The following is a 24285-nucleotide window of genomic DNA, read 5'->3' as shown; positions in this document are numbered from 1 at the left end:
ACGCCGCGAGAGCCGACCAAGATCGATGCCGCATTCCGAGAAATGCCGCCGACCAGCACGGGCGCGATATCCGGCAGGTGCAGCTCGGTAGTGCGCTGGGTAGCGGCGGGGCCGGACAACACCACGGGCCAGGCAACTCGCACCGGCCGGGTTGAGCTGCACGGGCTGGGCAGGGCTACCCACCGACCTGGCCCGTGCCGCCTCGGTTTCCGCGATTATCTGATCTTTGAGCTAGAGGGCCGCCTCGGCCGCGGCCAGGAGGGCGTCGTTCTCCTCCGGCTTGCCGATCGTGATGCGAACGCCGTCCCCGGGGAAGGGCCGGACGATCACTCCGCGCTTCTCGCAGGCCGCGCCGAACGCCGCCGCCTGGTCGCCCAGCGGCAGCCAGACGAAGTTCGCCTGGCTCGTGGGCACGTCGGGGTGCAGCTTGCGGAGCGCCTCCGTGACCCGCTCCCGCTCGCTGATCACCAGCGCGCAGCGGCGGAGCACCTCCTTTTCGGCGTCCAGCGCCGCCAGCGCCGCGGCCTGGGCGACCACGCTCGTGGAGAACGGGGTCAGTACCTTGCGGATCGCCGCGGCCACCTCGGGCTGGGCCACCAGGAAGCCGATCCGCAGCCCGGCCAGGCCCCAGGCCTTGGACAGCGTGCGGAGCACCACCACGTTCGGCCGGTCGCCGTAGGTCGCCAGGCCGTCGGGGACCTCGACGTCCGTGACGAACTCGCGGTACGCCTCGTCCAGGACCACCAGCACGTCCGACGGTACGGCGTCCAGGAAACGGTCGAGTTCCGCCTTTCGGATGCTCGTACCGGTCGGGTTGTTCGGGGTGCAGACGAACACCAGCCTGGTCCGGTCGGTGATGGCTTCGGCCATCGCCCGCAGGTCGTGGCCGTGTTCCGGGGTGTTCGGGACGCGGATGCCGGCCGCGCCCACGCCGGCCGAGATGATCGGGTAGGCCTCGAACGACCGCCATGAATACACGATCTCGTCGCCCGGCAGGCACGTCGCCTTGGCGAGGTGCTCGGCCAGCGCCACCGAGCCGCAGCCCGTGACGATCCGGTCGGGGCTGACGCCGTAGCGGGCGGCGAGGCGGTCCCGCAGCTCCAGCACGCCCATGTCGGGATAGCGGTGCGACTGGGCCATCGCCGCCGCCACCGCCTCTGGCACTCCCGGTAGCGGGCCGTACGGCACCTCGTTGCTGGCCAGCTTGATCGCCTCGGCGATGCCCAGCTCGCGGGCCAGGTCGGCGACGTTGCGGCCCGGCACGTAGGTCGGCAGCGCGTCCAGGTCGGCGCGAGTCAGCCTGCTCATCGTTTCCCTCCGGTGGAGTCGTCGGCGTGATCGGGTGCCGCCTTGACGGGCTGGTTCCGATGGCCGGGTGGCACGGCGACGACCACGGTCGCGGCCGACTTGTCGTGCAGGGCCTGGCGGAGTTGCTGGTCGAACAGCACCGAGCCGGCACCGACGAGCTGGGCGAGGAAGCCCAGGCCGTAGCAGCTCCACAGCGGCGTCCACATGCCGAGCCGGGCCCAGCGGCGGAAGGCCCGGCCGAAGCCGAGCGGTTCGGTGTTCTCCAACTTCACGACTTTGACCTGCAGCAGACGTTTGCCGAGGGTCTGGCCACTGTTCGCCAGCGCCGGCACCTCGTAAGCGAACCACAGGGCCGTGGCGACGACGAGCATCGTGAGGACCAGGTAGCTCGATCGTGCGGAGGCCGGCTGCGGGCTGGTGAACGGGTCCGCCATGGTGGCGCGGAAGATCGGCTCGACCTCCAGCCACCACTGATAGGCCAGCCAGCCGTTGACCAGCACGTTCAGGATCAGCACGGCGACGATGTCGACCAACCGGGCGACCAGGCGCCGGCCCAGTCCGGCGAGCGGCTGGCCGTGCGGCCGGGCCTGCACCTGATACGCGTAGGCGTGCGGTGCCCAGCCGGGCGGGGGTGCCCAGCCCGGCGGTGGCCCCCAGCCCGGCGGAGGCGTCCAGCCGGGCGGGGGCGCCCAACCAGCCGGGGGCATCGAGCCGGGCGGGGGCGTCGAACCAGCCGGGGGAGCCGCACCAGGCAGGGGCGTCGAGCCGGGCGGGGAGTCGAGCCGGGCGGGGGCGTCGAACCAGGCAGGGGCGTCGAACCAGGCAGGGGCGTCGAGCCGGAGGGAGGAGCCGAGCCGGCCGGGGGCGTCCAGCCAGGAGGCGGAGGCGTCCAACCGGGCGGCGGCGGCTGATAGCCCGGGGGCGGCGTCCACCCCGGGGGCGGCGTCCAGCCTTGTGGTGGGTACGTCCAACCCGGCGGCGGCTGCTGATAACCCGGCGGCGGCGGCTGATAACCCGGCGGCTGCTGATAGCCCGGCGGCTGCTGATAGCCCGGCGGTGGCGTGCCCCAGCCCGGCGGTGGGCCGGTCGGCGCGGGTGGTGCGGACGAGCCCGGGGCGGCCGGTGTGACCTCACCCTGGGCCGGAGCGGTCGGCGCGCCCGGAGTGCGCGGGGCGCCCGGAGCGGAGCCGGCCGGCGAGGGATCCTCGGCGGGTGGCGGGCCGTCGGGCGGCGTCGCGTCGGCCGGGAGGGCCGTGCCGAGCCAGCCCTCGCCGTCCCACCAGCGCTGAGTCGTCGGGTCGGCCGGGTCTTTGTACCAACCGGCGGGCAGCGAAGTCATGGCGCAACCTTTATCACGACGGTCTTGGCGAACTTGTCGTGCAGGGTCTGCTGGTACGGCTTGTCCCAGAGCTGCCAGAAGCCGTCGACATAGCTGAGGAAGGGCACGAAGATGCCGCACGGAAACTCGATCAGGTATCGCTTCGCGGCCATGGCGCGGGTCAGCATCGCACCGGGCTCGAACGGGATCACCCTGATCTTCATCGCCTTCTTGCCGACCGTCTGACCGCCGCGATACATCATCTCGACGTAGTACACGTAGTAGCCCGCGAGCATGAACAGGATGAAGCCCAGCTCGATCAGCAGCATCGGCAGCAGGAAACCCTCGAGCAGGGTCTCCGGCCCGGTCGTGGGGTCGTAGCCGTTCGCGGAATCGGCGAGGTCCGGCATGAGTTTGAAGATCAACACGAACATCACCGGGATGAAGACGACCGCGGCGATGCCGCCGACGATCGCGCTGTCGATCAAGTACGCGAGCAGCCGGGTGCCGAAGTCGGCCAGCGGGCGCCCGTCGGGGGCCAGCGGCACGGGCGGTGGCCGCCATCCGTACGGCGGCGGACCGTAGTACGGCGGCGCACCCACCGCCGACCCGTACCGGATGGGCGGAGGATAGGCCGGCAGGCCACCAGGCGGCAGGCCACCAGGCGGCAGGCCACCAGGCGGCAGGCCACCAGGCGGCAGGCCACCAGGCGGCAGGCCACCAGGCGGCAGGCCACCAGGCGGCAGGCCACCAGGCGGCAGGCCACCAGGCGGCAGGCCACCAGGCGGTGGCCCGCCGGCCTGCGGGCCACCGGGCTGTGGCGGCACCGGGGCGCGGACCGGCCCACCGGTCGGCGGGCCGGCCGCGGCCGCGGCGTCGTCGTTCGCTTGCGTCACGAAGACAGTGTTACAGGTTTCCGCGCAGCTCTTGTTCCCGCTCGATGGCCTGGAACAGGGCCTTGAAGTTGCCCTTGCCGAAGCCGAGCGAGCCGTGCCGTTCGATCAGCTCGAAGAAGACCGTCGGGCGGTCCTGCACCGGCTTGGTGAAGATCTGCAGCAGGTAGCCGTCCTCGTCCCGGTCGACCAGGATCGAGCGCTTCTTCAGCTCCTCGATAGGCACCCTGACCTGGCCGATGCGGGCGCGGAGCGAAGGGTCGTCGTAGTACGAGTCCGGCGTGTCGAGGAACTCGCACCCGGCCGCGCGCATCGCGTCGACGCTGGCCAGGATGTCGTTGGTGGCGACCGCGACGTGCTGGGCGCCCGGGCCGCCGTAGAACTCGAGGTATTCGTCGATCTGTGACTTGCGTCGCGAGATCGCCGGCTCGTTGAGCGGGAACTTGACCTTGCGGGTGCCGTCGGCGACGACCTTCGACATCAGCGCGGAGTAGTCGGTGGCGATGTCGTCGCCGATGAACTCGGCCATGTTCGTGAAGCCCATCACGCGGCCGTAGAACGCGACCCACTCGTCCATTTTGCCCAGTTCTACGTTGCCGACGACGTGGTCGACGGCCTGGAAGTAGCGCTTGGGCTGCAGGCCGGCGTCGATCGCGGGCCGCCGGTCGACGATCGGGCCGCGGGCGGCGAAGCCGGGCAGGAACGGTCCGTCGTACTTCGAGCGGTCCACCAGGGTGTGGATGGTGTCGCCGTAGGCGGCGATCGCGGCGACGCGGACCGTGCCGTGCTCGTCGGAGAGATCGTGCGGCTCACTCACCGAGGAGGCGCCCGCCGAGATGGCGTGCCGGTAGGCTGCGTCCACGTCCGGCACGGCCAGCGCGATGTCGTAGATGCCGTCGCTGTGCTTGGCGACGTGCGCGGCGCTGGGTGCGCCGGCGTGCGCCGCGCCCGTGATCACGAACCGGGCCGACCCACTGACCAGGACGTACTCGGCGTGGTCGCGGTAGCCGTGCTCCGGCCCGCGGTAGGCCACACAGGTCATCCCGAAGGCGGTCGAGTAATAGTGGGCCGTCTGCTTGGCGTTGCCCACGAGGAACTGGAGGTGGTCGACGCCCTTGACGGGGAACACGTCGACGGTCTTAGTGGCGGCTTCCATCACCTGCGTCATATGCAGAGGCTTGTCTCTTGCCGGGTGCTGGGCAATAGTGGGTTTTCAGGCTGGTCAGTCTGTGCATTTGGTAGAGTGCTCAGGCATTATGGCTGGACAAGATGTGCAGTTGGATGCGCTAGACGGGCAGTTGCTCGCACTGCTCGCCGAGGAGCCCCGGATCGGCGTGCTGGAGCTCTCCCGCCGGCTCGCGGTCGCCCGCGGCACGGCCCAGGCCCGGTTGGACAAGCTGATCGCGCGGGGCGCGATCCGCGGCTTCGGCCCGGAGGTCTCGCCGGCCGCGATCGGCTACGGCGTGATGAGCTTCGTGACCCTGGAGATCAGCCAGCGGTACGGCCACCCGGCGGTGACCGCGCACCTGGCGGACATCCCCGAGGTCCTCGAGGCGCACACGATCACCGGCAGCGGCGACCTGATGTGCCGGATCGTGGCCCGCTCCAACGCCGACCTGCAACGGGTGATCGACGAGATCGTCACGTACGAGGGGATCTTGCGGGCGTCGACCATCATCGCGCTGGCGGAGCAGATTCCGTACCGCACGATGCCCTTGGTCAAGGCGGCAAGCGGGGCATAAGCGCGCGACACGGGCCTTTCGGGCTCGCGGTCGAGTCATGTCGATCTCGTTACCGTGTCCGACGTGGCTTCCGGCGGCTCGGCGAAAGGCTACGCGCTGGTCGGCGTCGTGGTCATCATCGTCCTGGCCACCACCGGGGTGTGGAACCCGTTCCCGAAGATCTGGTCCTGGATCAACCAGAGCGACCCGATCGCCGAGGGCGTCGCCACCTGGCAGACCGCCATCGGCGGGTCACCACGCAGCGTCACGATAAGCGGCGGCGCGGTCGTGGTCGAATACCGCACCTCCATCGAGGCGTACGGGATCACCGCCGGGGTCCGGCTGTGGAAGTCCGACGCCGACTGGGCCGGCGTGGCCGGCACCGACGGCGACGCCGTCGTGGTCGTCGGCCGGCTGCTCACCAAGGGGTACGAGGTGCTGGACCCGGCCACCGGCGCGGTCCGCCGCCGCGACACCGAGGCCACGGCCGTGTGGACCTACGGCGACGCGGTGCTCGACCTGCGCTGCCCCAAGGCCGGCGACTGCGAGCTCAGCGCCTGGGAGCCGCGCGGCAGCAAGCCGATGTGGACCATCGGCACGCCCGGCATCGGCTTCGTTCTGGACGCCGCCAACCCCGATCTGCCCGACACCCAGCCGCTGAACTCGTCGCAGATCGACGTGCGGGCGGCCGGGCCGCGGCCGCTGCCCAGCCTCATCGGGCTGGTCGGCGACGGCAAGGTCGAGGTGGTCGACACGGCCCAGGGCCGGGTCGTGCAGACCCGGACGCCGGCCCGGGACCAGCGCCTCGCCGTGGTCGGCAGCCGCGTCCTCACCGTCACCGGCGAGGCGCGGGACGGCACCTGCTATTTCAGTGTCATCGCCCACGACCCGCCCAACGGCCGGCCGGTCTGGCAGCGCGACGGGCTCAACCTGCGGACCGCGGAGAACGGCTCGGCCTGCAAGCAGGAACGGGATCCGGCCGGCGGGGACGAGGTGGTGCTCGGCGTCGACCCGGTGGGCCGGCAGGAGCTGATCGCCGCGCATGACGGCCGGACGCTCTGGCACGGTGCGAAGGGGCAGAGCGTGCTCGCCGTCAACGACCGTTACACGCTGATCCGCACCGCGGACCAGCGGACCCTGGTCGCCCGGTCGTTCAGCCGGGGCAAGACCGTCTGGCGGCGGGGCATCACCGCGAACGCGCAGGCCGCGCTGACGCCGTACGCGGCGGTGGTGGCCGATCGGAAGCCCGCCAAGGTGATCGCGCTGAGCCCGCGGACCGGGGCCGTGCTGACCGAAGCGCGCACCGATGCGAAGGTTTTCGCGGTGGGTCCGGGCGGCCTGATCCTCATCGACGGGCGCGACATGGCGTACCTTTCGTTCGGTTCCACGCCCGCGCGTTGATCGAACCGGTATCTCGGTGTAACCGTGCTGGTTCGCGCCTCGTGCGGGCGCTGGCCTAGGCTTGCCCGTCATGAGCAGAGCCGCCGCTTTCTCGTACTCGCCGCTGTTGCCGACGGGCGACGACCCGACCGAGTACCGACTGGTCGCGGACGAGGGTGTCGACGTGGTCAACGGGCCCGGCGGCCGGCGGTTCCTCACCGTCGACCCGAGCGTGCTGACGCTGTTGACCGCCGAGGCCATGCACGACATCGCGCACTTCCTGCGCCCCGCCCACCTCGCCCAGCTCCGGTCCATCATCGATGACCCGAAGGCCTCGCCGAACGACCGCTTCGTGGCCATGGACCTGCTGCGCAACGCGAACATCGCGGCCGGCGGCGTGCTGCCGATGTGCCAGGACACCGGCACGGCGATCGTCATGGGCAAGCGCGGCCGGCACGTGCTGACCGACGGCACCGACGAGCAGGCCATCGCCCAGGGCGTGTACCAGGCGTACACCCGGCTGAACCTGCGCTACTCCCAGCTCGCCCCGCTGACGATGTGGGACGAGCGCAACACCGGCTCCAACCTGCCGGCCCAGATCGAGCTGTACGCCGAGGACCCGGGCGGCCAGCCGGACGCGTACAAGTTCCTGTTCATGGCCAAGGGCGGCGGCTCGGCCAACAAGTCGTACCTCTACCAGGAGACCAAGGCGCTGCTGAACCCGGCGCGGATGATGGAGTTCCTGGACGAGAAGCTGCGGCTGATCGGCACGTCCGCGTGTCCGCCGTATCATCTGGCGGTCGTGATCGGCGGCACCAGCGGCGAGTACGCACTCAAGACCGCGAAGCTGGCCAGCGCGAAATACCTGGACAATCTGCCCCGGGCCGGCTCGATGTCCGCGCACGGCTTCCGCGACGTCGAGCTGGAGGCGGCGGTCCTCGAGTTGACCCGCGACTTCGGCATCGGCGCCCAGTTCGGCGGCCGTTACTTCTGTCACGACGTACGGGTGATCCGCCTGCCCCGGCACGGCGCGTCCTGCCCGGTGGCGATCGCGGTCTCCTGCTCGGCGGACCGCCAGGCGCTCGCGAAGATCACTCCTTCGGGTGTCTGGCTCGAACGGCTGGAGCCGGATCCGGCGCGCTACCTGCCGGACGTGACCGACGACAGCCTGGAGGCCGACGAGGTCGTCCGCGTCGACCTCAACCGGCCGATGGCCGAGATCCGCGCCGAGCTGAGCAAATATCCGGTCAAGACCCGGCTCTCGCTGAGCGGCCCGTTGGTCGTCGCCCGCGACATCGCGCACGCCAAGATCGCCGAGCGGCTGGACGCGGGCGAGCCGATGCCGCAATACCTGCGCGACCACGCGGTCTACTACGCGGGCCCGGCCAAGACCCCCGAGGGGTACGCGTCCGGCTCGTTCGGTCCGACGACCGCGGGCCGGATGGACGCGTACGTGGAGAAGTTCCAGGCCGCGGGCGGCTCGCTGGTGATGCTGGCCAAGGGCAACCGCTCCACCCAGGTGACCAACGCCTGCAAGAGCCACGGCGGCTTCTACCTCGGCTCGATCGGCGGCCCGGCGGCCCGGCTCGCCCAGGACTGCATCCGGCACGTCGAGGTCCTGGAATATCCGGAGCTGGGCATGGAAGCGGTCTGGAAGATCGACGTGGTGGACTTCCCGGCGTTCATCGTCGTCGACGACAAGGGCAACGACTTCTTCGCCGAGGTCACCAAGCCGGTCCTGGGCATCGGCCGGCGGTAGCCCCGACCGGCCGCCCGGATCGACCCGGACTGACCGGGTCGTCCCGGTCTGCTCAGGTCGCGCAGAGGCCGGCGACCGGGTCCATCCAGTCGGGCATCTTCGCCGCCAGGGTCCGGTCCAGGTCCTTCGTGGTCTTGATCTTGTCGAAGAGGGCCTTGTCGGTGGAGCTCTTGGAGAACTTCGTCGCCGAGATGGCCCCCGCCTGCTTCAGGTCGGGGTCCGCGGCCGCCGCGGTCTCCTTGCGGACCTTCGCGCCGACCTCCTTGAGCTCCTTGCTGGCCGCCTTGCGGGCCTGCTCGGCCTCGGCGGTCTGCTTCGCCTCCTTGTAGGCGATCATCTTGCCCACCGCGGTGCCGAACTCGGCCACGTCCGCGTCGAAGATCTTGTTGAGCGCGGCACAGACCTTGCGGGTGTTGGCGTAGTAGTCGGGCGCCGGCACGGTGGTCGTCGCCGTCGAGGGCGTCTCCGCCACAGGTGCTTCGGCGATCGTCTCGGTGCCGTTGTCGTCGCTGCTGCAGGCGGTGCCCGTGAGGAGCAGACAGGCGAGGGAGCCGGCGAGGAGGGCGGTTCGCATGGCAAAGATCCTGTTCGTCGGGGAAGGCCAAACCCTTCGCGACGATACGTTCCGGCCTGGGTGCCGTCCAACCGGTGCCCGGCCCCGGAACGTGAACAGCTCGCCCGCGACGTCGTCGCGAACGAGCTGAACACCCCCGTTACGGGCCGTTCCGCTTCTCGGGGCGATGTTGGGCACATCGAAGCGGAACGGCCCGGGAAACAGCTTGCGGTAGGGCGCTCTCGTTCCGCTGTCGTTCCACTCTCGTCGGGCGCCCGTCCACTATCTGGATTCGGCTATGGTCGATCCCGATCGAGGTGCGGGACGGGGTGACCTGATGCGATTCGGCATATTGGGTGCCCTGTCGGTGACCGCCGCCGGGCGGGATGTGGCGATTACCGCCGGTAGGGACCGGGTCGTCCTGGCGATGCTGCTGTTGCACGCCGGTCGGATCGTCAGCAACGAGGATCTGATCGACGCGGTCTGGGAGGATTCGCCCCCGGTCACCGCCCGCGGTCAGCTGCAGACCTGCGTCTCCCGCCTGCGGCGGACACTCGCGGGAGAGGCGATTCTCACCGACCCCGCGGGGTACGGCATCCGTATCGCCGACGACCAGCTCGACGCCACCATCTTCGCCCGGCTGGTGGCGCTGGCCCGGGCCGCGACCGACACCGAGGCGGGGGTCGCCCGCAAGCAGTTCCGCGAGGCGCTGGCGCTGTGGCGGGGGCCGGCGCTGGCCGGGACGGATTCCCGTGCGGTGCGACAGCGCGCCGCGGTGCTGGACGAACAGCACGCCATGGCCATCGAGGACTGGGTCGACCTGGAACTCGCCGGTGGCGGCGACCGGGACCTGGTCGCTGAGCTGACCGGGCTGGTGGAGCGGTTCCCCTTGCGGGAACGGCTTCGGGTGCAGCTGATGCTCTCGCTGTACCGGATCGGACGGCAGGCCGACGCGCTCGCCGAATACCGCCGTGCCCACGACCTGCTCCGGGACGAACTGGGCATCGAGCCCGGCGCGGCGCTGCGGGATCTGCACCGGCGCATCCTGGCCGGGCAGGTCACGCCGGCTCCGGCCGTTGCCGCCGAGTCTGTGCCGGTGCACTGCCTGCCCCGTACGGTGGGCGACTTCACCGGCCGGGACACGGCGGTCCGCCGCCTGCTCGCCGCCGCGGAGCACGACGTCACCGATGGCCCCGTGGTGTTGGTGATCGACGGTATGGCCGGCAGCGGCAAGACCACACTCGCGCTGCACGTCGCGCACTGCCTCGCCGAGCGCTATCCGGACGGGCAGCTCTTCCTGGATCTGCAGGGCCACAGCGAGCACGAGCCGATCGAGCCGGCTGCCGCGCTGCTCACGCTGTTGCGGCAGCTCGACGTCCCGCCCGACCGGATTCCGCCCGACCTGCCCGGGCGAGTGGACCTCTGGCGCCGGGAGCTGGCTGGTCGCCGGATCCTGCTGGTCCTGGACAACGCCGGGTCCAGCGCTCAGCTCACCCGCCTGCTGCCGACCTCCGCGGCCAACCTCTGCCTGATCACCAGCCGGCGCCGGCTCGTCGGTCTCGACGGCGTGCACCCCGAGTCCCTGCCGGTTCTCGACGAGGCGGAGGCGGTCGCCCTGCTGGTGAAGATCGCCGGCGACCGGGTACGGGTCGAGCCCGAGTCGGCACTCGAGGTGGTCCGCCGGTGCGGGGGCCTGCCGCTGGCGATCCGGTTGGCGGGAGCCCGGCTGGCGCACCGGCCCCGCTGGCGGGTCGCGGATCTGGTTCGCCGGCTGGGCGAGTCGGCGCTGCCCGAACTGGCCGCCGAGGAACGGACCGTGGCGAGCGCCTTCGCTCTGTCCTATGCGCAACTCTCGGCGGGGCATCAGCGCGTCTTTCGGCTGCTCGGTTTGCAGCCGGGCGAACGCGCCGGCGCGTTGGCTGTCGCGGCCCTGGCCGGCCTGGCGCTCGACGAGACCCGGAAGGCGCTGGACGGGCTGGTCGACGCGCACCTGGTCGAAGAGCCCGAGCCGGATGTCTTCCGCCTGCACGATCTGCTGCGGCAGTATGCCGCCGCGCTGGCCGCCGAGCTGCCGGAGGACGAGCGCCGGAAAGCCGTGATCCAGCTGCTCGACTTCCACCTGCACGCCCTGGCCGCGACCACCGAGGCACAGTGGCACGAGCTGGTGGTCCACGATCTGGCCCTGGGCGCGCCGGCGCGAACAGACCTGCTCGCCGAGCTGACAGACCCGGCCGCCTACCTGGAGCAGGCACGACCATACCTGGCCGCCTACGTCGACGCGGGCCTGGCCGCCGGCCGCCCGGACTACGCCTGGAGCCTGCCGCGGGCAGCGTGGCGCCGCCTCTACGTCCTGGGCTACATCGCTGAGATCGACACCCTGCTGCGCCGAGGGCTCGCGGTCGCGCGTCAAGTGGGCGACCTCGCCGCGGTGGCCACGGCGGCGAACTATCTCGCCTCGGCCTCCAACCGCCTCGGTCGCCAAGCCGAGGCCCGCAGCCTGCTGGAGACCGCGGTCGAGCTGCGTGGCAAGCTCGGAGACGAGGTGGGCCTGTGCGCGGCGACCGGCAATCTGGCCACGGTCGCCGAGGCGGCGGGTGGCTTCGCCGAGAGCATCATGCTCTCGGAGAATTCCCTCCGGATCGTGCGCCGGAACACGACCAGGCCGGACACCATGGTCCAGATCGCGTTGCGCCACCACGCCATCTCGATCGGCTGGACCAAGCTCGGCGAGCTGGTCCCGGCCCTGCGCCACGCGCGGCTGCAGCTGCTGGCGGCGGTGGAGGTGGGCGATCGTGGGTTGATCGCGGTCGGGTTGCTGAACGTCGCCATCATCAAGTTGCGGGCCGGCCTGCAGACTCCCGCCCGATCCCGGCGCATGCTGACGATCGCTCTGCGACTCACCCGGAACAGCCGCCATCCCCTGGCGGAGGCGCGCGTCCTGGGTGAACTGGCGCATCTGTGCCAGCTCGAGAGCCGGTTCGACGCGGCCCGGGATCTGCTGCTGCAGGCCATCCCGATATTCCAGCGCGTCGGCCACAAGCGCTACGAAGCGGTTTCCCACAGCCGCCTGGGCGACGTGTTCCTGGCGACGGGGGACATCGCGACCGCGCGGGAGTGCGCCGACCGTGCGATCGCGCTGGCCGGCAACCATTACCCGTACGAGCGGGGGGTCGCGCTGATCGGCCGGGCCGGGGTCGCGTCGGCCGAGGACGACCCGCGGCTCGCCGGGCGGCACCGGGAGCAGGCGCTGGAGCTGTTCACCCAGCTCGGCGTCCCCGAGCGGCACGGCATCGCCCGACGCCTCATGTGACAGGGCTCTCGTCGACGGTCGTTGCGGGTATGCGGCTCGGCTATCGTCGATGCCGTCCGGCCAGCGGGAACGGAGCCTTCAGTGCGATTCGGCATCCTTGGGCCTCTCCAGGTGACCGACTCCGGGCGAGAGGTGGTCATCTCCGCCGGCCGGGACCGCATCGTGCTGGCCATGCTCTTGCTGAAGCCCGGCCAGATCGTCGCGACGGACGACCTGATCGACGCTCTGTGGGACGACGATCCGCCGGCCACGGCACGCGGGCAGCTGCAAACGTGCGTCTCCCGGCTGCGCCGGGCGCTGCCGCCGGGCATGATCCGCACAGATCCCGCCGGGTACGGCCTTCTCGTCGGCGGTGACGACCTGGACTCGCTCGCCTTCGCCCGGCTGGTCGCACAGGCACAGACCGGCGACGGCGCGGCCGGCAAGCTACTCCGCGAGGCCCTGGATCTCTGGCGGGGTTCGGCGCTGGCCGGCATCGACAGCCGGGCGGTGCGACACCAGGCGGCCGTCTTCGACGAACAGCGGGCCACGGCGATCGAGGACTGGCTCGACCTGGAGCTCGACGACGGCCACGACCGGGACCTGGTGGCCGAGCTCAGCGGTCTGGTCGAGCAGTTCCCATTGCGTGAACGGCTGCGGGCCCAGTTCATGCTCGCGCTGCACCGGGCCGGGCGGTCGGCGGACGCCCTGACCGAATACCGCCGCGCCTGCGACCTGTTCCGCGATCAGCTCGGCATCGACCCCGGACCGGTGCTGCATGACCTGCACCGACGGATCCTGCTGGGCAAGGTGGCCGGACCGCGATCGCTGGCGGCCGGGCTGGTGGCGATCGACAGCCTGTTCCGGGCGGTGGGCGACTTCACCGGCCGCGATGAGCTGATGGTCCGGTTGCTGGGCACTGTGGACGCCGCGGGTTCGGCCCCGGCGATCAGGATCATCGACGGCATGGCCGGCAGTGGCAAGACAACGTCCGCCGTCCACCTCGCCGGGCTGGTCGGTGCGCGTTTCCCCGACGCCCGCCTCTTCGTCGACCTGCAGGGGCACAGCGATCAACGTCCGCTGCGGCCGGAGGCGGCGCTGGTGACGCTGCTCCGGCAACTGGGGGTGCCGGCCGAGCACATCCCGGATCACCTGGACGAGCGCATCCGGCTCTGGCGGGGCGAGCTGGCCGCCCGCCGGGCCATCGTGGTGCTCGACAACGCGGCGTCGACGGCCCAGGTTCTGCCGCTGCTGCCCACGTCGGGTGCGGCCCTGGTGCTGATCACCAGCCGGCGCCGGTTGGCGGGGCTGGACGGTGTGCACCCCGAGTCGCTCCCGGTTCTCGACGACGCCGAGGCGGTGACGCTGCTGGAGAAGATCGTCGGAGCACGGGTCGCCGCGGAGCCGGAGGCGGCGTTGGAAGTGGTCCGCCGGTGCGGGCGCCTGCCGCTGGCGATCCGGCTGGCCGGGGCGCGGCTGGCGCACCGGCCGCGCTGGCGGGTCGCCGATCTGCTCCGGCGGCTGAGCGAGTCGGCCCTGCCGGAGCTGGCCGCCGAGGACAGGACGGTGGCGAGCGCGTTCGCGCTGTCGTACGAGCAGTTGCCCGACCGGGCCCAGCGGATGTTCCGGCTGCTCGGGCTGCATCCCGGCGAGCGCTTCGAGGCGCTCGCGGTGGCGGCGCTGACCGACGAACCCTTGGACCGGGCCCGCGACCTGTTGGATGATCTCCTCGACGTGCACCTCGTCGAGGAACCCGAGCCGGAGGTCTACCGGCTGCACGATCTCCTGCGCGAGTATGCGGCGGTTCTCGCCGCCGACCTGTCCGCCGCCGACCGCCGGGACGCCCTGGTCCGGCTGTTCGACTTTCACCTGCACATGTTCGTCGCGGCGAACGACGGACCGCAGCGCGGGGCTGTGACGGCCGATCTCGATCTCGGACCGCCCAAGCGCCCGGATCTGGCGGCTTGCTCCGCGGATCCCGCCGCCCACCTGGAACGCGAACGGCCGAACCTGGTCGCGTTCCTCGACGCCGCGGCCGCCGCCGACCTGACGGAATGGGTGTGGCGACTGCCCCGGGCCGCCTGGCGGTATCTCTACGCCCGCGGCTACGTGCCCGAGATCGAACTGCTACTGCGCCGGGGGATCGAGGCGGCTCGGCAATCGGGCGACGAGTTGGCGGTCGCCGTCTGTGCCAACTATCTGGCCTCGTGCGCGCAGCGCCTCGACCGCCGGGACGAGGCCCGGAGCCTCCTGGAGCTCGCCGTCCGCATCAGCCGGGCGCTGCACGACGACACGCGCACCGCGAATGTGATGGGCAACCTCGCCGCTCTGCACGAGCCGGAGGGCCGCTTCGTCGAGATGATCGAGATGTCCCGGGAGGCGCTGCGGATCGGGTCGGGCCTTCGGGACGACCGGATGAACGCGGCACTGCGCCACGGCGCCATCGGGTCGGGGCTCGCGCGGCTCGGCCGGATGGACCCGGCGCTGCGTCATCTCCGGATCCGGCTGCAACTGGCGATCGAGATGACGGACTCCGTCGGCATCGCCTTCTGCCTGCACAGCATCGGCATGGTCAAGTGGCGGGCGGGGCTGGCCGACGTCGCGACCGCGCGGCGCATGGTCACCGCGGGGCTGCGCCTCATGCGCTCGGCCGGCTACGCGCTCGGTGAGTCCGAGTGCCTGAGCCGGTTGGCACGGCTGAAGCACACCGAGGGACAGACCGGGGCGGCGCTCGAGTTGGTGAGCCAGGCGATCGCGATCGCCGACCGGATCGGTCATCGACGCTACGAGGCGCTTTATCGAGCCGACCGCGGCGAGTTCCTGCTGGCTGCCGGCGATGTGCCGGCGGCCCGCGAGAGCTGCGCGAACGCGCTGCGGCTGGCCGACAAGCGATACCCGTACGAGTGGGCGGTGGCTCTTTCCGGCCGGGCGGCCGTGCACCTCGCCGAGGACGAGCCCGAGGCCGCACGCAGGCTCTGGGAGCAGGCGCTGACCATGTTCAGCCGGATGGGAGTGCCCGATCGCCGCGAGGTCGAACAGCGGCTGGCGGAGGTCGACAGTGGCACGGATCAACTGCGGACCTCGGTCGGCGGGGGCAGGATGGAAGGGTGACGACGACTGACGAGAGCGGTTACCGGATCGAACGCGACACCATGGGCGAGGTCCGGGTGCCGGCCGACGCCCTGTGGCGGGCGCAGACCCAGCGGGCGGTGGAGAACTTCCCGATCTCCGGGCGCGGGCTGGAGCCCGCGCACATCCGGGCGTTGGCCCGGATCAAGGGCGCGGCCGCGCAGGTCAACGCCTCGCTCGGGGTGCTGGAGGACGACATCGCGAAGGCCATCGTGACCGCCGCCGCGCAGGTCGCCGAGGGCGGCTACGACGACCAGTTCCCGATCGACGTCTTCCAGACCGGCTCGGGCACATCGTCCAACATGAACACCAACGAGGTCGTCGCCGAGCTGGCGACCCGTGCGCTGGGCCGGCCGGTGCACCCGAACGACCACGTCAACGCCTCGCAGTCCAGCAATGACGTGTTTCCCTCGTCGATCCACCTGGCCGCCACCGAGGCGTTCACCAGCGACCTGATCCCGGCCCTGGACCACCTGGTGGTCGCGCTGAGCGCGAAGGCCGACGGCTGGTCGGAGGTCGTCAAGGCCGGCCGGACGCACCTCATGGACGCGACGCCGGTCACCCTGGGGCAGGAGTTCTCCGGGTACGCGGCGCAGATCCGGAACGGCATCGACCGGCTCACCGACACCCTGCCCCGGCTCGCCGAGCTGCCGCTGGGTGGCACCGCGGTCGGCACCGGGGTGAACACCCCGCCCGGGTTCGCCCCCGCGGTGATCTCCCTGCTGAAGGAGATGACCGGGCTGCCGCTGAGCGAGGCGCGCAACCACTTCGAGGCGCAGGGCGCCCGGGACGCGCTGGTCGAGGCGTCCGGCCAGCTCCGGGTGGTCGCGGTCAGCCTCTACAAGATCGTGAACGATATCCGCTGGATGGGCTCGGGTCCGCGGGCCGGGCTGCGCGAGCTGCGCCTGCCCGACCTGCAGCCGGGCTCGTCGATCATGCCGGGCAAGGTAAACCCGGTGGTCCCCGAGTCGGTACGCCAGGTCGCCGCGCAGGTGATCGGCAACGACGCCGCGGTCGCCTTCGCCGGGACCCAGGGCGACTTCGAGCTCAACGTCATGCTGCCGGTGATGGCCCGCAACCTGCTTGAGTCGATCAAGCTGCTGGCCGCCGCCGCGCGGATGCTCGCCGACCGCTGCGTCGACGGTCTCGAGGTCAACGAGGAGGTGGTCCGCTCGTACGCCGAGGGCTCGCCCTCCATCGTCACGCCGCTCAACCGCTTCCTCGGCTACGACGAGGCGGCGGCCATCGCCAAGCAGGCGCTCAAGGAGGAGAAAACCATCCGGGCCGTCGTCATCGAACGCGGTCACGTCGCGAACGGCACGCTCACCGAGGAGCAGTTGGACGCGGCGCTGGACGTGCTGCGGATGACTCGCCCGTAACGACATCGCGGAGCTGTCCAATCTACCCTTGTGGATGATCTAGATCTTCGATCGAATGCGGGAATGAGAAGACGTCTGACGGCCGGGGCCGTCGCCACCGCGACGGGCCTGGCCCTGCTCGTCGGTCTGCCCACCTCGCCTGCCGCCGCAGCCACCATCGTCGAATACACCGTCGTCGCGGATGACGGGGTGTCGGCTTCCGCCGCCGTAGCCGCCATCACCGCGGCCGGCGGGACGGTAGTCAGCAGCAACGCCGCGGTGGGCACATACCGCGTTTCATCCTCGGCTGCGGACTTCAGGTCCAAGGCCGCGCAGTCGACCGCCTTGATCGGGGCGTCGGTCCGCAAGCCGATCGGGCGCGCGCCCGGGAACGCGCCGGCGATCGAGCAGCCGGTCACCACCGCGACCCACGGCAAGCCGCCGAAGGGCGTGGTCGCCGACCCGCTGGACGACAAGCTCTGGGGCCTCAAGATGGTCGGGGCGGACAAGGCCCACCGCATCGAGGCAGGTGACCGTGGTGTCACTGTCGGTGTCCTGGACACCGGCCTCGACGCCAGCAACCCCGACCTCGCGCCGAACTTCAGCCGCAAGCTCTCCCGCAACTTCGCCCCCGACATGGTGGACGTCGACGGGCCGTGTGAGGTGGCCGGTTGTCTCGACCCGGTCGGCACCGACGACGGCGGCCACGGCACCCACGTCGCCGGCACCATCGCCGCGGCGGCCAACGGCTCCGGCGTCACCGGCGTGGCCCCGAAGGTGACGCTCGTCGAGCTCAAGGGCGGCCAGGACTCGGGCTACTTCTTCCTCGACCCGGTGGTCAACGCGCTCACCTACGCGGGCGACGCCGGCCTGGACGTGGTCAACATGTCGTTCTACGTCGACCCGTGGCTCTACAACTGCCGGTCGAACGCGGCCGACAGCCCCGAGGCCCAGGCCGAGCAGCGGGCGATCATCGCCGGCATGAAGCGGGCCCTGAACTACGCACACGCCCGCGGCGTGACGCTGGTCGGCGCGCTGGGCAACCAGCACGACAACCTCGGTGACCCGCTCGACGACGCGACCAGCCCGGACTACGGCCCCGCGCCGTACCTCCGTGACATCGACAACAAAGACTGCCTGAGCCTGCCCGCCGAGGGCCCGCACGTCATCGGCGTCTCGGCCGTCGGCCCCTCCACGTCGAAGTCCCACTACTCCAACTACGGCCTCGAGCAGATCTCGCTGGCGGCGCCGGGTGGCTTCACGCGGGACTTCTTCGGCACTCCGCAGTACAACTCGGCGGCCAACAACATCCTGTCCACGTACCCGCTCAAGGTGCTCCAGGAGAGTGGTGCGGTCGACGCTAACGGCGAGCCGACCCGTCCCACGGTCTTCAAGGACTGCTCCAGCGGTAAGTGTGGCTACTACACCTACCTGGCGGGCACGTCGATGGCTTCGCCGCACGTGGCCGGTGTCGCGGCGCTGATCATCAGCAAGTACGGCCACCGCGACTGGTGGCGCGGCGGCCTGACGATGAACCCCAACCTGGTCGAGCAGCGGCTGTACCGCACGGCGACGGAGACCGCCTGCCCGGAGCCGCGGCTGCGCAGCTACGTCCAGGAGGGCTTCACGACGGCGTTCGACGCGTACTGCGCCGGCCCGAAGAAGTTCAACAGCTTCTACGGACACGGCATCGTCAACGCCAATGCCGCCGTCGGCGGCCGCTGATCATCTGTCCCGGGGCGCCCGCCGCAATGCGGGGGGCGCCCCCTCAGGTCCCTGTGGACGAGGGTGTGGATAACCTCCGGCGGGAGGTCCCTCGGGCGGGACGCTACTGGCTGGCGGAGGTCGGTACCCTTGTACGGTGACGCTCCGCCTGCATGACACCGCGACCCGATCCGTCCGGGACTTCGTCCCGATGACGCCCGGTCAGGTCGGTGTGTACCTGTGCGGCCTCACGGTGCAGTCGGTGCCGCACATCGGGCACCTGCGCTCCGCGGTCAACTACGACGTGTTGCGGCGGTGGCTGCTGCACCTCGGCCTCGATGTGACCTTCGTCCGCAATATCACCGACGTCGACGACAAGATCCTGGTGAAGTCGCAGGAGACGGGCCGCCCCTTCTGGGCGATCGCGTACGCGAACAAGCTCGCCCTCGACGCCGACTACCGTTCCCTCAACGTGCTGCCGGCGACCTACGAGCCGCTCGCCACCGGCCACATCACCGAGATGCACGAGCTGATCGCCGAGCTGATCGAGCGCGGCCACGCGTATGTCTCGGCCGAGGGCACCGGCGACGTGTATTTCGACGTGCCCAGCTTCCGTAACTACGGTGCGTTGTCCGGGCAGAAGCCCGAGGACATGCTCTCCGCCGGCGAGGCCCCGGAGCGCGGCAAGCGGCACCCCGCCGACTTCGCGCTCTGGAAGGGCGTCAAGGACGACGAGCCGGGCGACGCGTCCTGGTCCTCACCGTGGGGCCGCGGCCGGCCCGGCTGGCATATCGAGTGCTCCGCGATGGCCCAGCGCTACCTCGGCGCCGAGTTCGACATCCACGGCGGCGGCCTCGACCTGACCTTCCCGCACCACGAGAACGAGATCGCCCAGTCCCACGCCGCCGGGCTGCCGTTCGCCCGCTACTGGGTGCACCACGCGCTGCTCAACCTCGGCGAGGCCAAGATGAGCAAGTCGCTGGGCAACGTCATCGACGTGGAGGCGGTCGTGGCGATGGGCATCCGCCCGGTGGAGCTGCGCTACTACCTGGGCGTGCCGCACTACCGCTCGCGCATCGACTATTCCGACGACGCGCTGCGGGAGGCCGCCACGGCATACCGCCGGATCGAGGGTTTTGTGCAGCGGGCGGTCGAGGTCGTCGGTTCCGGCCGGCCGAAGGCCGTGCCGCCGGCCTTCGCCGCGGCGATGAACGACGACCTGAACACCTCGGCGGCGCTGGCCGTCGTGCACGACACGATCCGTGAGGGCAACACCGCGCTGGCCGCGAGCGACGAGACCGGCGTTCGCGCGGCGCTGACCGAGGTCAGGGCCATGCTCGGGGTGCTCGGTCTGGACCCGCTCGACGACGCGTGGCGGACCGGTGACGGCGGCGGCGACCTCAAGCCGATCGTCGACTCGCTGGTGGCGCTCGCGCTCGAGCAGCGCGCGCAGGCGCGCACACGCAAGGACTGGGCGGCGGCCGACTCGGTCCGCGACCAGCTCAAGAACGCGGGAGTTCAGGTGGAGGACACTCCGGCCGGGCCGCGCTGGACGGTAGGAGAGCAGCACTGATGCCGGGTAATTCGTTCAATGTGAGCAAGCGCGTCACATCCAAGAAGGGCGCGTCCGCCGGCACCGGCGGTAAGAACAGGGCCGGTCTCAAGGGTCGCGGCAAGACGCTGCCGGCCGACGAACGGCCCTGGCACAAGGGCTACTCCGGCACCGAGAAGCTGCCCGAGAAGACGGCCCGCAAGCAGGACAAGGAGCGGCGGGCCGCCGCGGCCGAGGGCCGCGCACCCAAGATCGGCATGCCGGGCACCAAGGACACCACCTGGGGCCGTGGCGGCGGCCGGGGCACCGGCCGGCCGGCTCAGCAGCCGCAGCGCGGCGGGCGGGTGCAGGGTCGCGGCGGGCCTCGGATCGCGCCCGGGCGCCGGTCCAACCCGACCAGGGAAGGACCCGAGCTGCTGCTCGGCCGCAACCCGGTGACCGAGGCGCTGCGCGCCTCGATCCCGGCCACGGCCCTCTACGTGGCGCAGGGCATCGACATCGACGACCGGATCACCGAGATCGTCCGGACGGCCGGCGACCGGGGCATCCCGATCCTGGAGATCAGCCGGCTCGAGCTCGACCGGATGACCGGTGGCGTCCTGCACCAGGGCGTCGGCCTGCAGGTCCCCCCCGTTCGCATACGAGAACTTCGACGACCTCGTGGCCGCGGCGATGGAGCAGACCGCGCCGCTGCTGGTGGCCCTCGACGGGGTGACCGACCCGCGCAACCTCGGCGCGGTGATCCGCTCGGTGGCCGCGTTCGGCGCGCACGGCGTCTTCATGACCGAGCGCCGGGCCGCCGGCATCACCGCGACCGCGTGGCGCACCAGCGCCGGCGCGGCCGCGCGCGTGCCGGTGTCCCAGGTGGTCAACCTGACCCGGTCGATCAAGGCCGCCCAGCAGGCCGGCTTCACGGCGATCGGCCTGGACGCGGACGGCGAGACCGACCTCTATCAGCTTGAGGCCGCGGTCGGCCCGTTGCTCGTGGTCGTCGGCTCCGAGGGACGCGGCCTGTCCCGCCTGGTCGGCGAGACCTGCGACCTGCGGGTCAGCATCCCGATGATGTCCGAGGTGGAATCGCTGAACGCCAGCGTCGCCGCCGCGGTCACGCTGGCCGAGGTCTCCCGCCGCCGCATCTACGGTTAGTCGTACCCGGCCTGTACCGTGACGGGCCGGGTACACCGCGACGTGGCGGGGCAGGGCATGACCGCCTGCATCGAGCGGCACCCAGCCGGGCCGGGCGGCGGCCTGGCAGGCGAGGGCCAGAAGGGCGTGCCTAAGGAGGGCAGGGCATGACCGCCTGCACCGAGCGGCACCCAGCCGGGCCGGGCGGCGGCCTGGCAGGCGAGGGCCAGAAGGGCATGCCTAAGGAGGGCACGGCGTGACCGACGGCTTTGTGCTCGGCGTCGATCTCGGCACCTCGCACACGGTGGCGATGCTGCGGCGGCCCGACGGCCGCACCCGGCCGCTGCTCTTCGACGGTCAGCCGCTGCTGCCCTCCGCCGTCTATCTGGACACCACCGGCCGGCTGCACGTCGGCCGGGACGCGGTCCGGCTCGGTCAGGCCGAGCCGGGCCGGCTCGAGCCCAACCCGAAACGTCACGTCGACGCGGAATCGGTGCTGCTCGGCGGTGCCGAGGTGCCGACGGCCGACCTGCTGGCGGCCCTGCTCGGGGCGGTGGCCCGGGAGGCCGTCGCGGCAACGGGCTTCCTGCCGCCGGCCGTGCTGACCTATCCGGCGGCCTGGGGCACCCGGCGCCGCGCGGTGCTCACGACGGCGCTGGCCCGGGCCGGCTGGCCGCCGGCCACCGCGCTGCTGGCCGAGCCGGTCGCGGCGGCACACTACTTCGCCGACGTGCTGCGCCGCCCGGTCCCGGTCGGGTCCGCCCTGGCGGTCTTCGACTTCGGCGGCGGCACGCTCGACGTCGCCGTCGTCCGCAACGAGGGGATCACCCCGGACGGACTGCCCCGGTTCGCGGTGGCGGCCTCCGGCGGCATCGACGACCTCGGCGGCCTCGATCTCGACGCGGCACTGGTCGAGCACCTCGGCGCCGCGGTGCGGCAGAGCGAACCAGCCGCGTGGGCGGCGCTGACCGAGCCGGTCACGCTGGCCCAGTGGCGGGCCCGCCGGCAGTTCTGGGACGACGTCCGCGGTGCCAAGGAGATGCTGTCCCGCACCGCGCTGGCGCCGGTGCCGGTGCCGGGCGTGGAGCAGGCGGTGCACCTGACCCGGGAAGAATTCGAGGCGGCGGTGGGGCCGTTGCTGCGCCGCGGGGTGGCCGAAACGGACGCGGTCATCCGCGCGGCGGGGGTGACGCCCGCCGAGTTGGCCGGTTTGTTCCTGGTCGGCGGCTCGTCGCGGGTGCCGCTGGTGGCCCGCCTGCTGCACCACGAGTTGGGCATCGCCCCGACGGTGCTGGACCAGCCGGAGCTGCCGGTGGCGGAAGGCGCGATCATCGTCGTCAGCCCGGGCGCTTCCCGCGGTGCGGCGCCCTGGGGCGCGTCTGGCGGTGCGGCGCCCTGGGGCGCGTCTGGCGGTGCGGCGCCCTGGGATGCGTCTGGCGGTGCGGCGCCCTGGGATGCGTCTGGCGGTGCGGCCTCGGGTGCTTCTGACAGCGCAGCAACCCCGGCCGAACCGATGCGCCCTGCGGCGGTCCCGCCGATGAGCGACACCATGACCCATCCCGCCGCAGGCATCGCGGCCTCATCCGGAGCCCCGGCGGGCGGGTCCGGAGTTGCCGCGGAAGCAGCCGGAATTCCGGCGGAGCCGCCGGGAGCAGCGGCCGATGGTTCGCGGCCGAGGCCGGTGCAAGCCGACCCTGATGGCGGCGGCGCGGTCACCCCCGATGACCAGGCGGATCCGCACCCTGACGACCTGGCCCGGCCGGCTGGTCAGGCCGGTCCCGAATCCGCGCGGCGTAGCTCACAGGCGCGTCGACTCCTCGCGACGGAGGCCCTCGAGCCCACTGCCGCCGCGGCACCGCCGGAACCGGACATCGCCGCGCCGCCGGCCCACGTGGCCGCGTCAAATCAGCCCGCGCCGTCGGCTGCCGCGCCGAATCAGGTCGCGCCGTCGGCTGCCGCGTCAAATCAGCTCGCGCCGTCGGCAGCTGCGCCGAATCAGGCTGCGTCATCGGCTGCTGCGCCGAATTCTGCAGCGCCAGTAGCGAGCGCGCCGTCGCCCGCTGCGCCGCCGCCGGGCGCTGCGCCGGCTTCCGCCGGGTCGCCGGCCGGGCTGGGCGCTGCGTCGGCTTCCGCCGGGCCGCACGCTGCGGGTTCGCGGGCCGCTGCCGCGCAGGGCGACGCGGAGCCGCAGTATGCCGAGCCGGTCGACCCCTGGGCCACCGGTGAGGCTGCCGCCTTCGGGAACGCGAGCGGCGGCCCGATTCTGCACCCCGTATCGGGTGCCCCGGTCTCGGGGAGCCCCAGCCCCAGCCCCAGTGCCGAGCCATGGCTGGCCTCGACGCATCCGGATCCCGAGGCGGAGGCGGAGGCGGGGACGAGGCTCCCGGCGTACAAGAGGAAGTTTGTCTGGATCGTCGCTGCCGCGACCGTCGTCGTGCTCGGGGCCGCCGCGACCGTGGTCGCGCTGCTCTGGCCGGGTTATCCGGCGCTGGACTACCGGCCGCTCGCCGATCTGCGGCGGATCAAGCCCGCGGTGCCGGTCACGTCCGCTTTCAACGCCGCCGCGCTGCGCGACGGCCGCGCCTACTTCGCCAGCGCGGACGATAACGGCACCCTCGGGATCGTCGGGGTCGCGACCGACACCGGGAAAAGCTGGCGCAGCACGGAGGCCGGAGTCGCGAAGCGGTGGTATTCCCTCTTGACCTTGCCGGACGCGGTTGTCGCGCTCACCGACACCGACTCCCTTACCAACTCCTGGCGGATCGTGCTGCTCGATCCGGGCGACGGCAAGAAACTCTGGGAGCGCACGATGGACGCCAACGACAGCGTGCTGTTCGCGGGCGACAAGGTGGTGCTGGTCGACCGCAGGGAGGGCCGGCTGGTCGGGCTCGATGTGCGCACCGGCAAGGGTCGCTGGGATGAGAAGAATCCCAAGACCGAGTCCGGCCAGACCACCACCCATGTCGTCGCCGTCACGACCGAGGAGGATTTCGCCGGTCCGGCCACGATCGGCGGCGACGCGTTCGCCGAGCCGTTCGACGACGACCAGCGGATCGTGCAGATCGGTGCCGACGAGTCGGCCCGGGTCATCGACGCGGACACCGGCAAGGTGGTCGCCGGTCCGCGGCAGAGCGTGGCCGACACCAACGACAAGATCATCGCGCACAACGGCCGGCTGATCGTGGCCGAGTCCGCG

The 24285-nt window shown here is 71.6% G+C and carries 14 protein-coding genes and 2 pseudogenes; 10 read left to right on the top strand and 6 right to left on the bottom strand.

The annotated features are described in order from the left end of the window. Nucleotides 1–231 precede the first annotated feature (231 nt). The 5 genes and pseudogenes from hisC to hppD form a co-directional block, all read right to left on the bottom strand. Entirely contained in the window at nucleotides 232–1308 is a 1077-nt protein-coding gene (gene hisC / locus DMB66_RS21875) for a histidinol-phosphate transaminase (RefSeq protein WP_125805978.1), read from the bottom strand. Continuing rightward, complete coding sequence (locus DMB66_RS21870; RefSeq protein ID WP_233624755.1) at nucleotides 1305–2279, bottom strand: RDD family protein; 975 nt, start codon at nucleotides 2277–2279, stop codon at nucleotides 1305–1307. Before DMB66_RS21870 ends, hisC begins: the two co-directional genes overlap by 4 nt. 17 nt (nucleotides 2280–2296) lie before the next feature. Next, a pseudogene (locus DMB66_RS65975) lies at nucleotides 2297–2647 on the bottom strand (DUF2510 domain-containing protein); the annotation flags it as partial. Then, a complete protein-coding gene (locus DMB66_RS65575; protein ID WP_305025740.1) occupies nucleotides 2644–3522 on the bottom strand; it encodes an RDD family protein in 879 nt (292 codons plus the stop codon). The gene DMB66_RS65575 and the pseudogene DMB66_RS65975, both read right to left, overlap by 4 nt. Before the next feature lie 10 nt (nucleotides 3523–3532). Beyond that, on the bottom strand, nucleotides 3533–4687 hold the full coding sequence (hppD, locus tag DMB66_RS21850; RefSeq protein ID WP_125805976.1) for a 4-hydroxyphenylpyruvate dioxygenase: 1155 nt from the start codon (nucleotides 4685–4687) through the stop codon (nucleotides 3533–3535). Nucleotides 4688–4775: 88 nt separating this feature from the next. Here hppD and DMB66_RS21845 point away from each other — a divergent pair, with 88 nt between their 5' ends. From DMB66_RS21845 to DMB66_RS21835, 3 genes are all read left to right on the top strand, one after another. After that, complete coding sequence (locus DMB66_RS21845; RefSeq protein WP_125805975.1) at nucleotides 4776–5261, top strand: Lrp/AsnC family transcriptional regulator; 486 nt, start codon at nucleotides 4776–4778, stop codon at nucleotides 5259–5261. Nucleotides 5262–5324: 63 nt separating this feature from the next. Next, complete coding sequence (locus DMB66_RS21840; protein ID WP_233624754.1) at nucleotides 5325–6641, top strand: PQQ-binding-like beta-propeller repeat protein; 1317 nt, start codon at nucleotides 5325–5327, stop codon at nucleotides 6639–6641. A 70-nt stretch (nucleotides 6642–6711) separates the two neighbouring features. After that, on the top strand, nucleotides 6712–8379 hold the full coding sequence (locus tag DMB66_RS21835) for a fumarate hydratase (RefSeq protein ID WP_125805973.1): 1668 nt from the start codon (nucleotides 6712–6714) through the stop codon (nucleotides 8377–8379). Nucleotides 8380–8431: 52 nt separating this feature from the next. On the opposite strand, the gene DMB66_RS21830 is transcribed toward DMB66_RS21835, so the two are convergent. Beyond that, nucleotides 8432–8953, bottom strand: coding sequence for a hypothetical protein (locus tag DMB66_RS21830; protein ID WP_125805972.1), 522 nt, complete (start codon nucleotides 8951–8953; stop codon nucleotides 8432–8434). 316 nt (nucleotides 8954–9269) lie between these two features. On the opposite strand from DMB66_RS21830, the gene DMB66_RS21825 reads away from it, so the two are divergent. From DMB66_RS21825 to DMB66_RS21795, 7 genes and pseudogenes are all read left to right on the top strand, one after another. Continuing rightward, nucleotides 9270–12242 carry a BTAD domain-containing putative transcriptional regulator gene (locus DMB66_RS21825; protein WP_125805971.1) on the top strand — a complete coding sequence of 991 codons (2973 nt, stop codon included), beginning with the start codon at nucleotides 9270–9272 and terminating at the stop codon, nucleotides 12240–12242. A 111-nt stretch (nucleotides 12243–12353) separates the two neighbouring features. Beyond that, nucleotides 12354–15332: an AfsR/SARP family transcriptional regulator gene (locus DMB66_RS21820; RefSeq protein ID WP_233624753.1), complete on the top strand. Its 2979-nt coding sequence runs from the start codon at nucleotides 12354–12356 to the stop codon at nucleotides 15330–15332. Between the two features lie 41 nt (nucleotides 15333–15373). Further along, nucleotides 15374–16729 carry a class II fumarate hydratase gene (locus DMB66_RS21815; RefSeq protein WP_370318948.1) on the top strand — a complete coding sequence of 452 codons (1356 nt, stop codon included), beginning with the start codon at nucleotides 15374–15376 and terminating at the stop codon, nucleotides 16727–16729. A 63-nt stretch (nucleotides 16730–16792) separates the two neighbouring features. Then, nucleotides 16793–18433 carry a S8 family serine peptidase gene (locus DMB66_RS21810; protein ID WP_125805969.1) on the top strand — a complete coding sequence of 547 codons (1641 nt, stop codon included), beginning with the start codon at nucleotides 16793–16795 and terminating at the stop codon, nucleotides 18431–18433. A 136-nt stretch (nucleotides 18434–18569) separates the two neighbouring features. Further along, nucleotides 18570–19985, top strand: a complete 1416-nt coding sequence (cysS, locus tag DMB66_RS21805) for a cysteine--tRNA ligase (RefSeq protein ID WP_125805968.1) — start codon at nucleotides 18570–18572, stop codon at nucleotides 19983–19985. Next, nucleotides 19985–21110: pseudogene (gene rlmB / locus DMB66_RS21800) on the top strand (23S rRNA (guanosine(2251)-2'-O)-methyltransferase RlmB). Before cysS ends, rlmB begins: the two are co-directional and overlap by 1 nt. Before the next feature lie 235 nt (nucleotides 21111–21345). After that, on the top strand, nucleotides 21346–24285 hold a 2940-nt coding region (locus tag DMB66_RS21795; protein ID WP_148112756.1), incomplete at its 3' end, for an Hsp70 family protein.

Source organism: Actinoplanes sp. ATCC 53533 (assembly GCF_003947245.1).
The sequence above is the reverse complement of the archived record's forward strand: the minus strand, read 5'-3'. Positions and strand labels throughout refer to the sequence as shown.

Coding starts and splice junctions, on each gene's coding strand:
- DMB66_RS21845 (WP_125805975.1), top strand. CDS start 4,776: ATGGCTGGACAAGATGTGCAGTTGGATGCGCTAGACGGGCAGTTGCTC.
- DMB66_RS21830 (WP_125805972.1), bottom strand. CDS start 8,953: ATGCGAACCGCCCTCCTCGCCGGCTCCCTCGCCTGTCTGCTCCTCACG.
- DMB66_RS21825 (WP_125805971.1), top strand. CDS start 9,270: ATGCGATTCGGCATATTGGGTGCCCTGTCGGTGACCGCCGCCGGGCGG.
- DMB66_RS21810 (WP_125805969.1), top strand. CDS start 16,793: ATGAGAAGACGTCTGACGGCCGGGGCCGTCGCCACCGCGACGGGCCTG.
- hisC (WP_125805978.1), bottom strand. CDS start 1,308: ATGAGCAGGCTGACTCGCGCCGACCTGGACGCGCTGCCGACCTACGTG.
- hppD (WP_125805976.1), bottom strand. CDS start 4,687: ATGACGCAGGTGATGGAAGCCGCCACTAAGACCGTCGACGTGTTCCCC.
- DMB66_RS21835 (WP_125805973.1), top strand. CDS start 6,712: ATGAGCAGAGCCGCCGCTTTCTCGTACTCGCCGCTGTTGCCGACGGGC.
- DMB66_RS21815 (WP_370318948.1), top strand. CDS start 15,374: ATGGGCGAGGTCCGGGTGCCGGCCGACGCCCTGTGGCGGGCGCAGACC.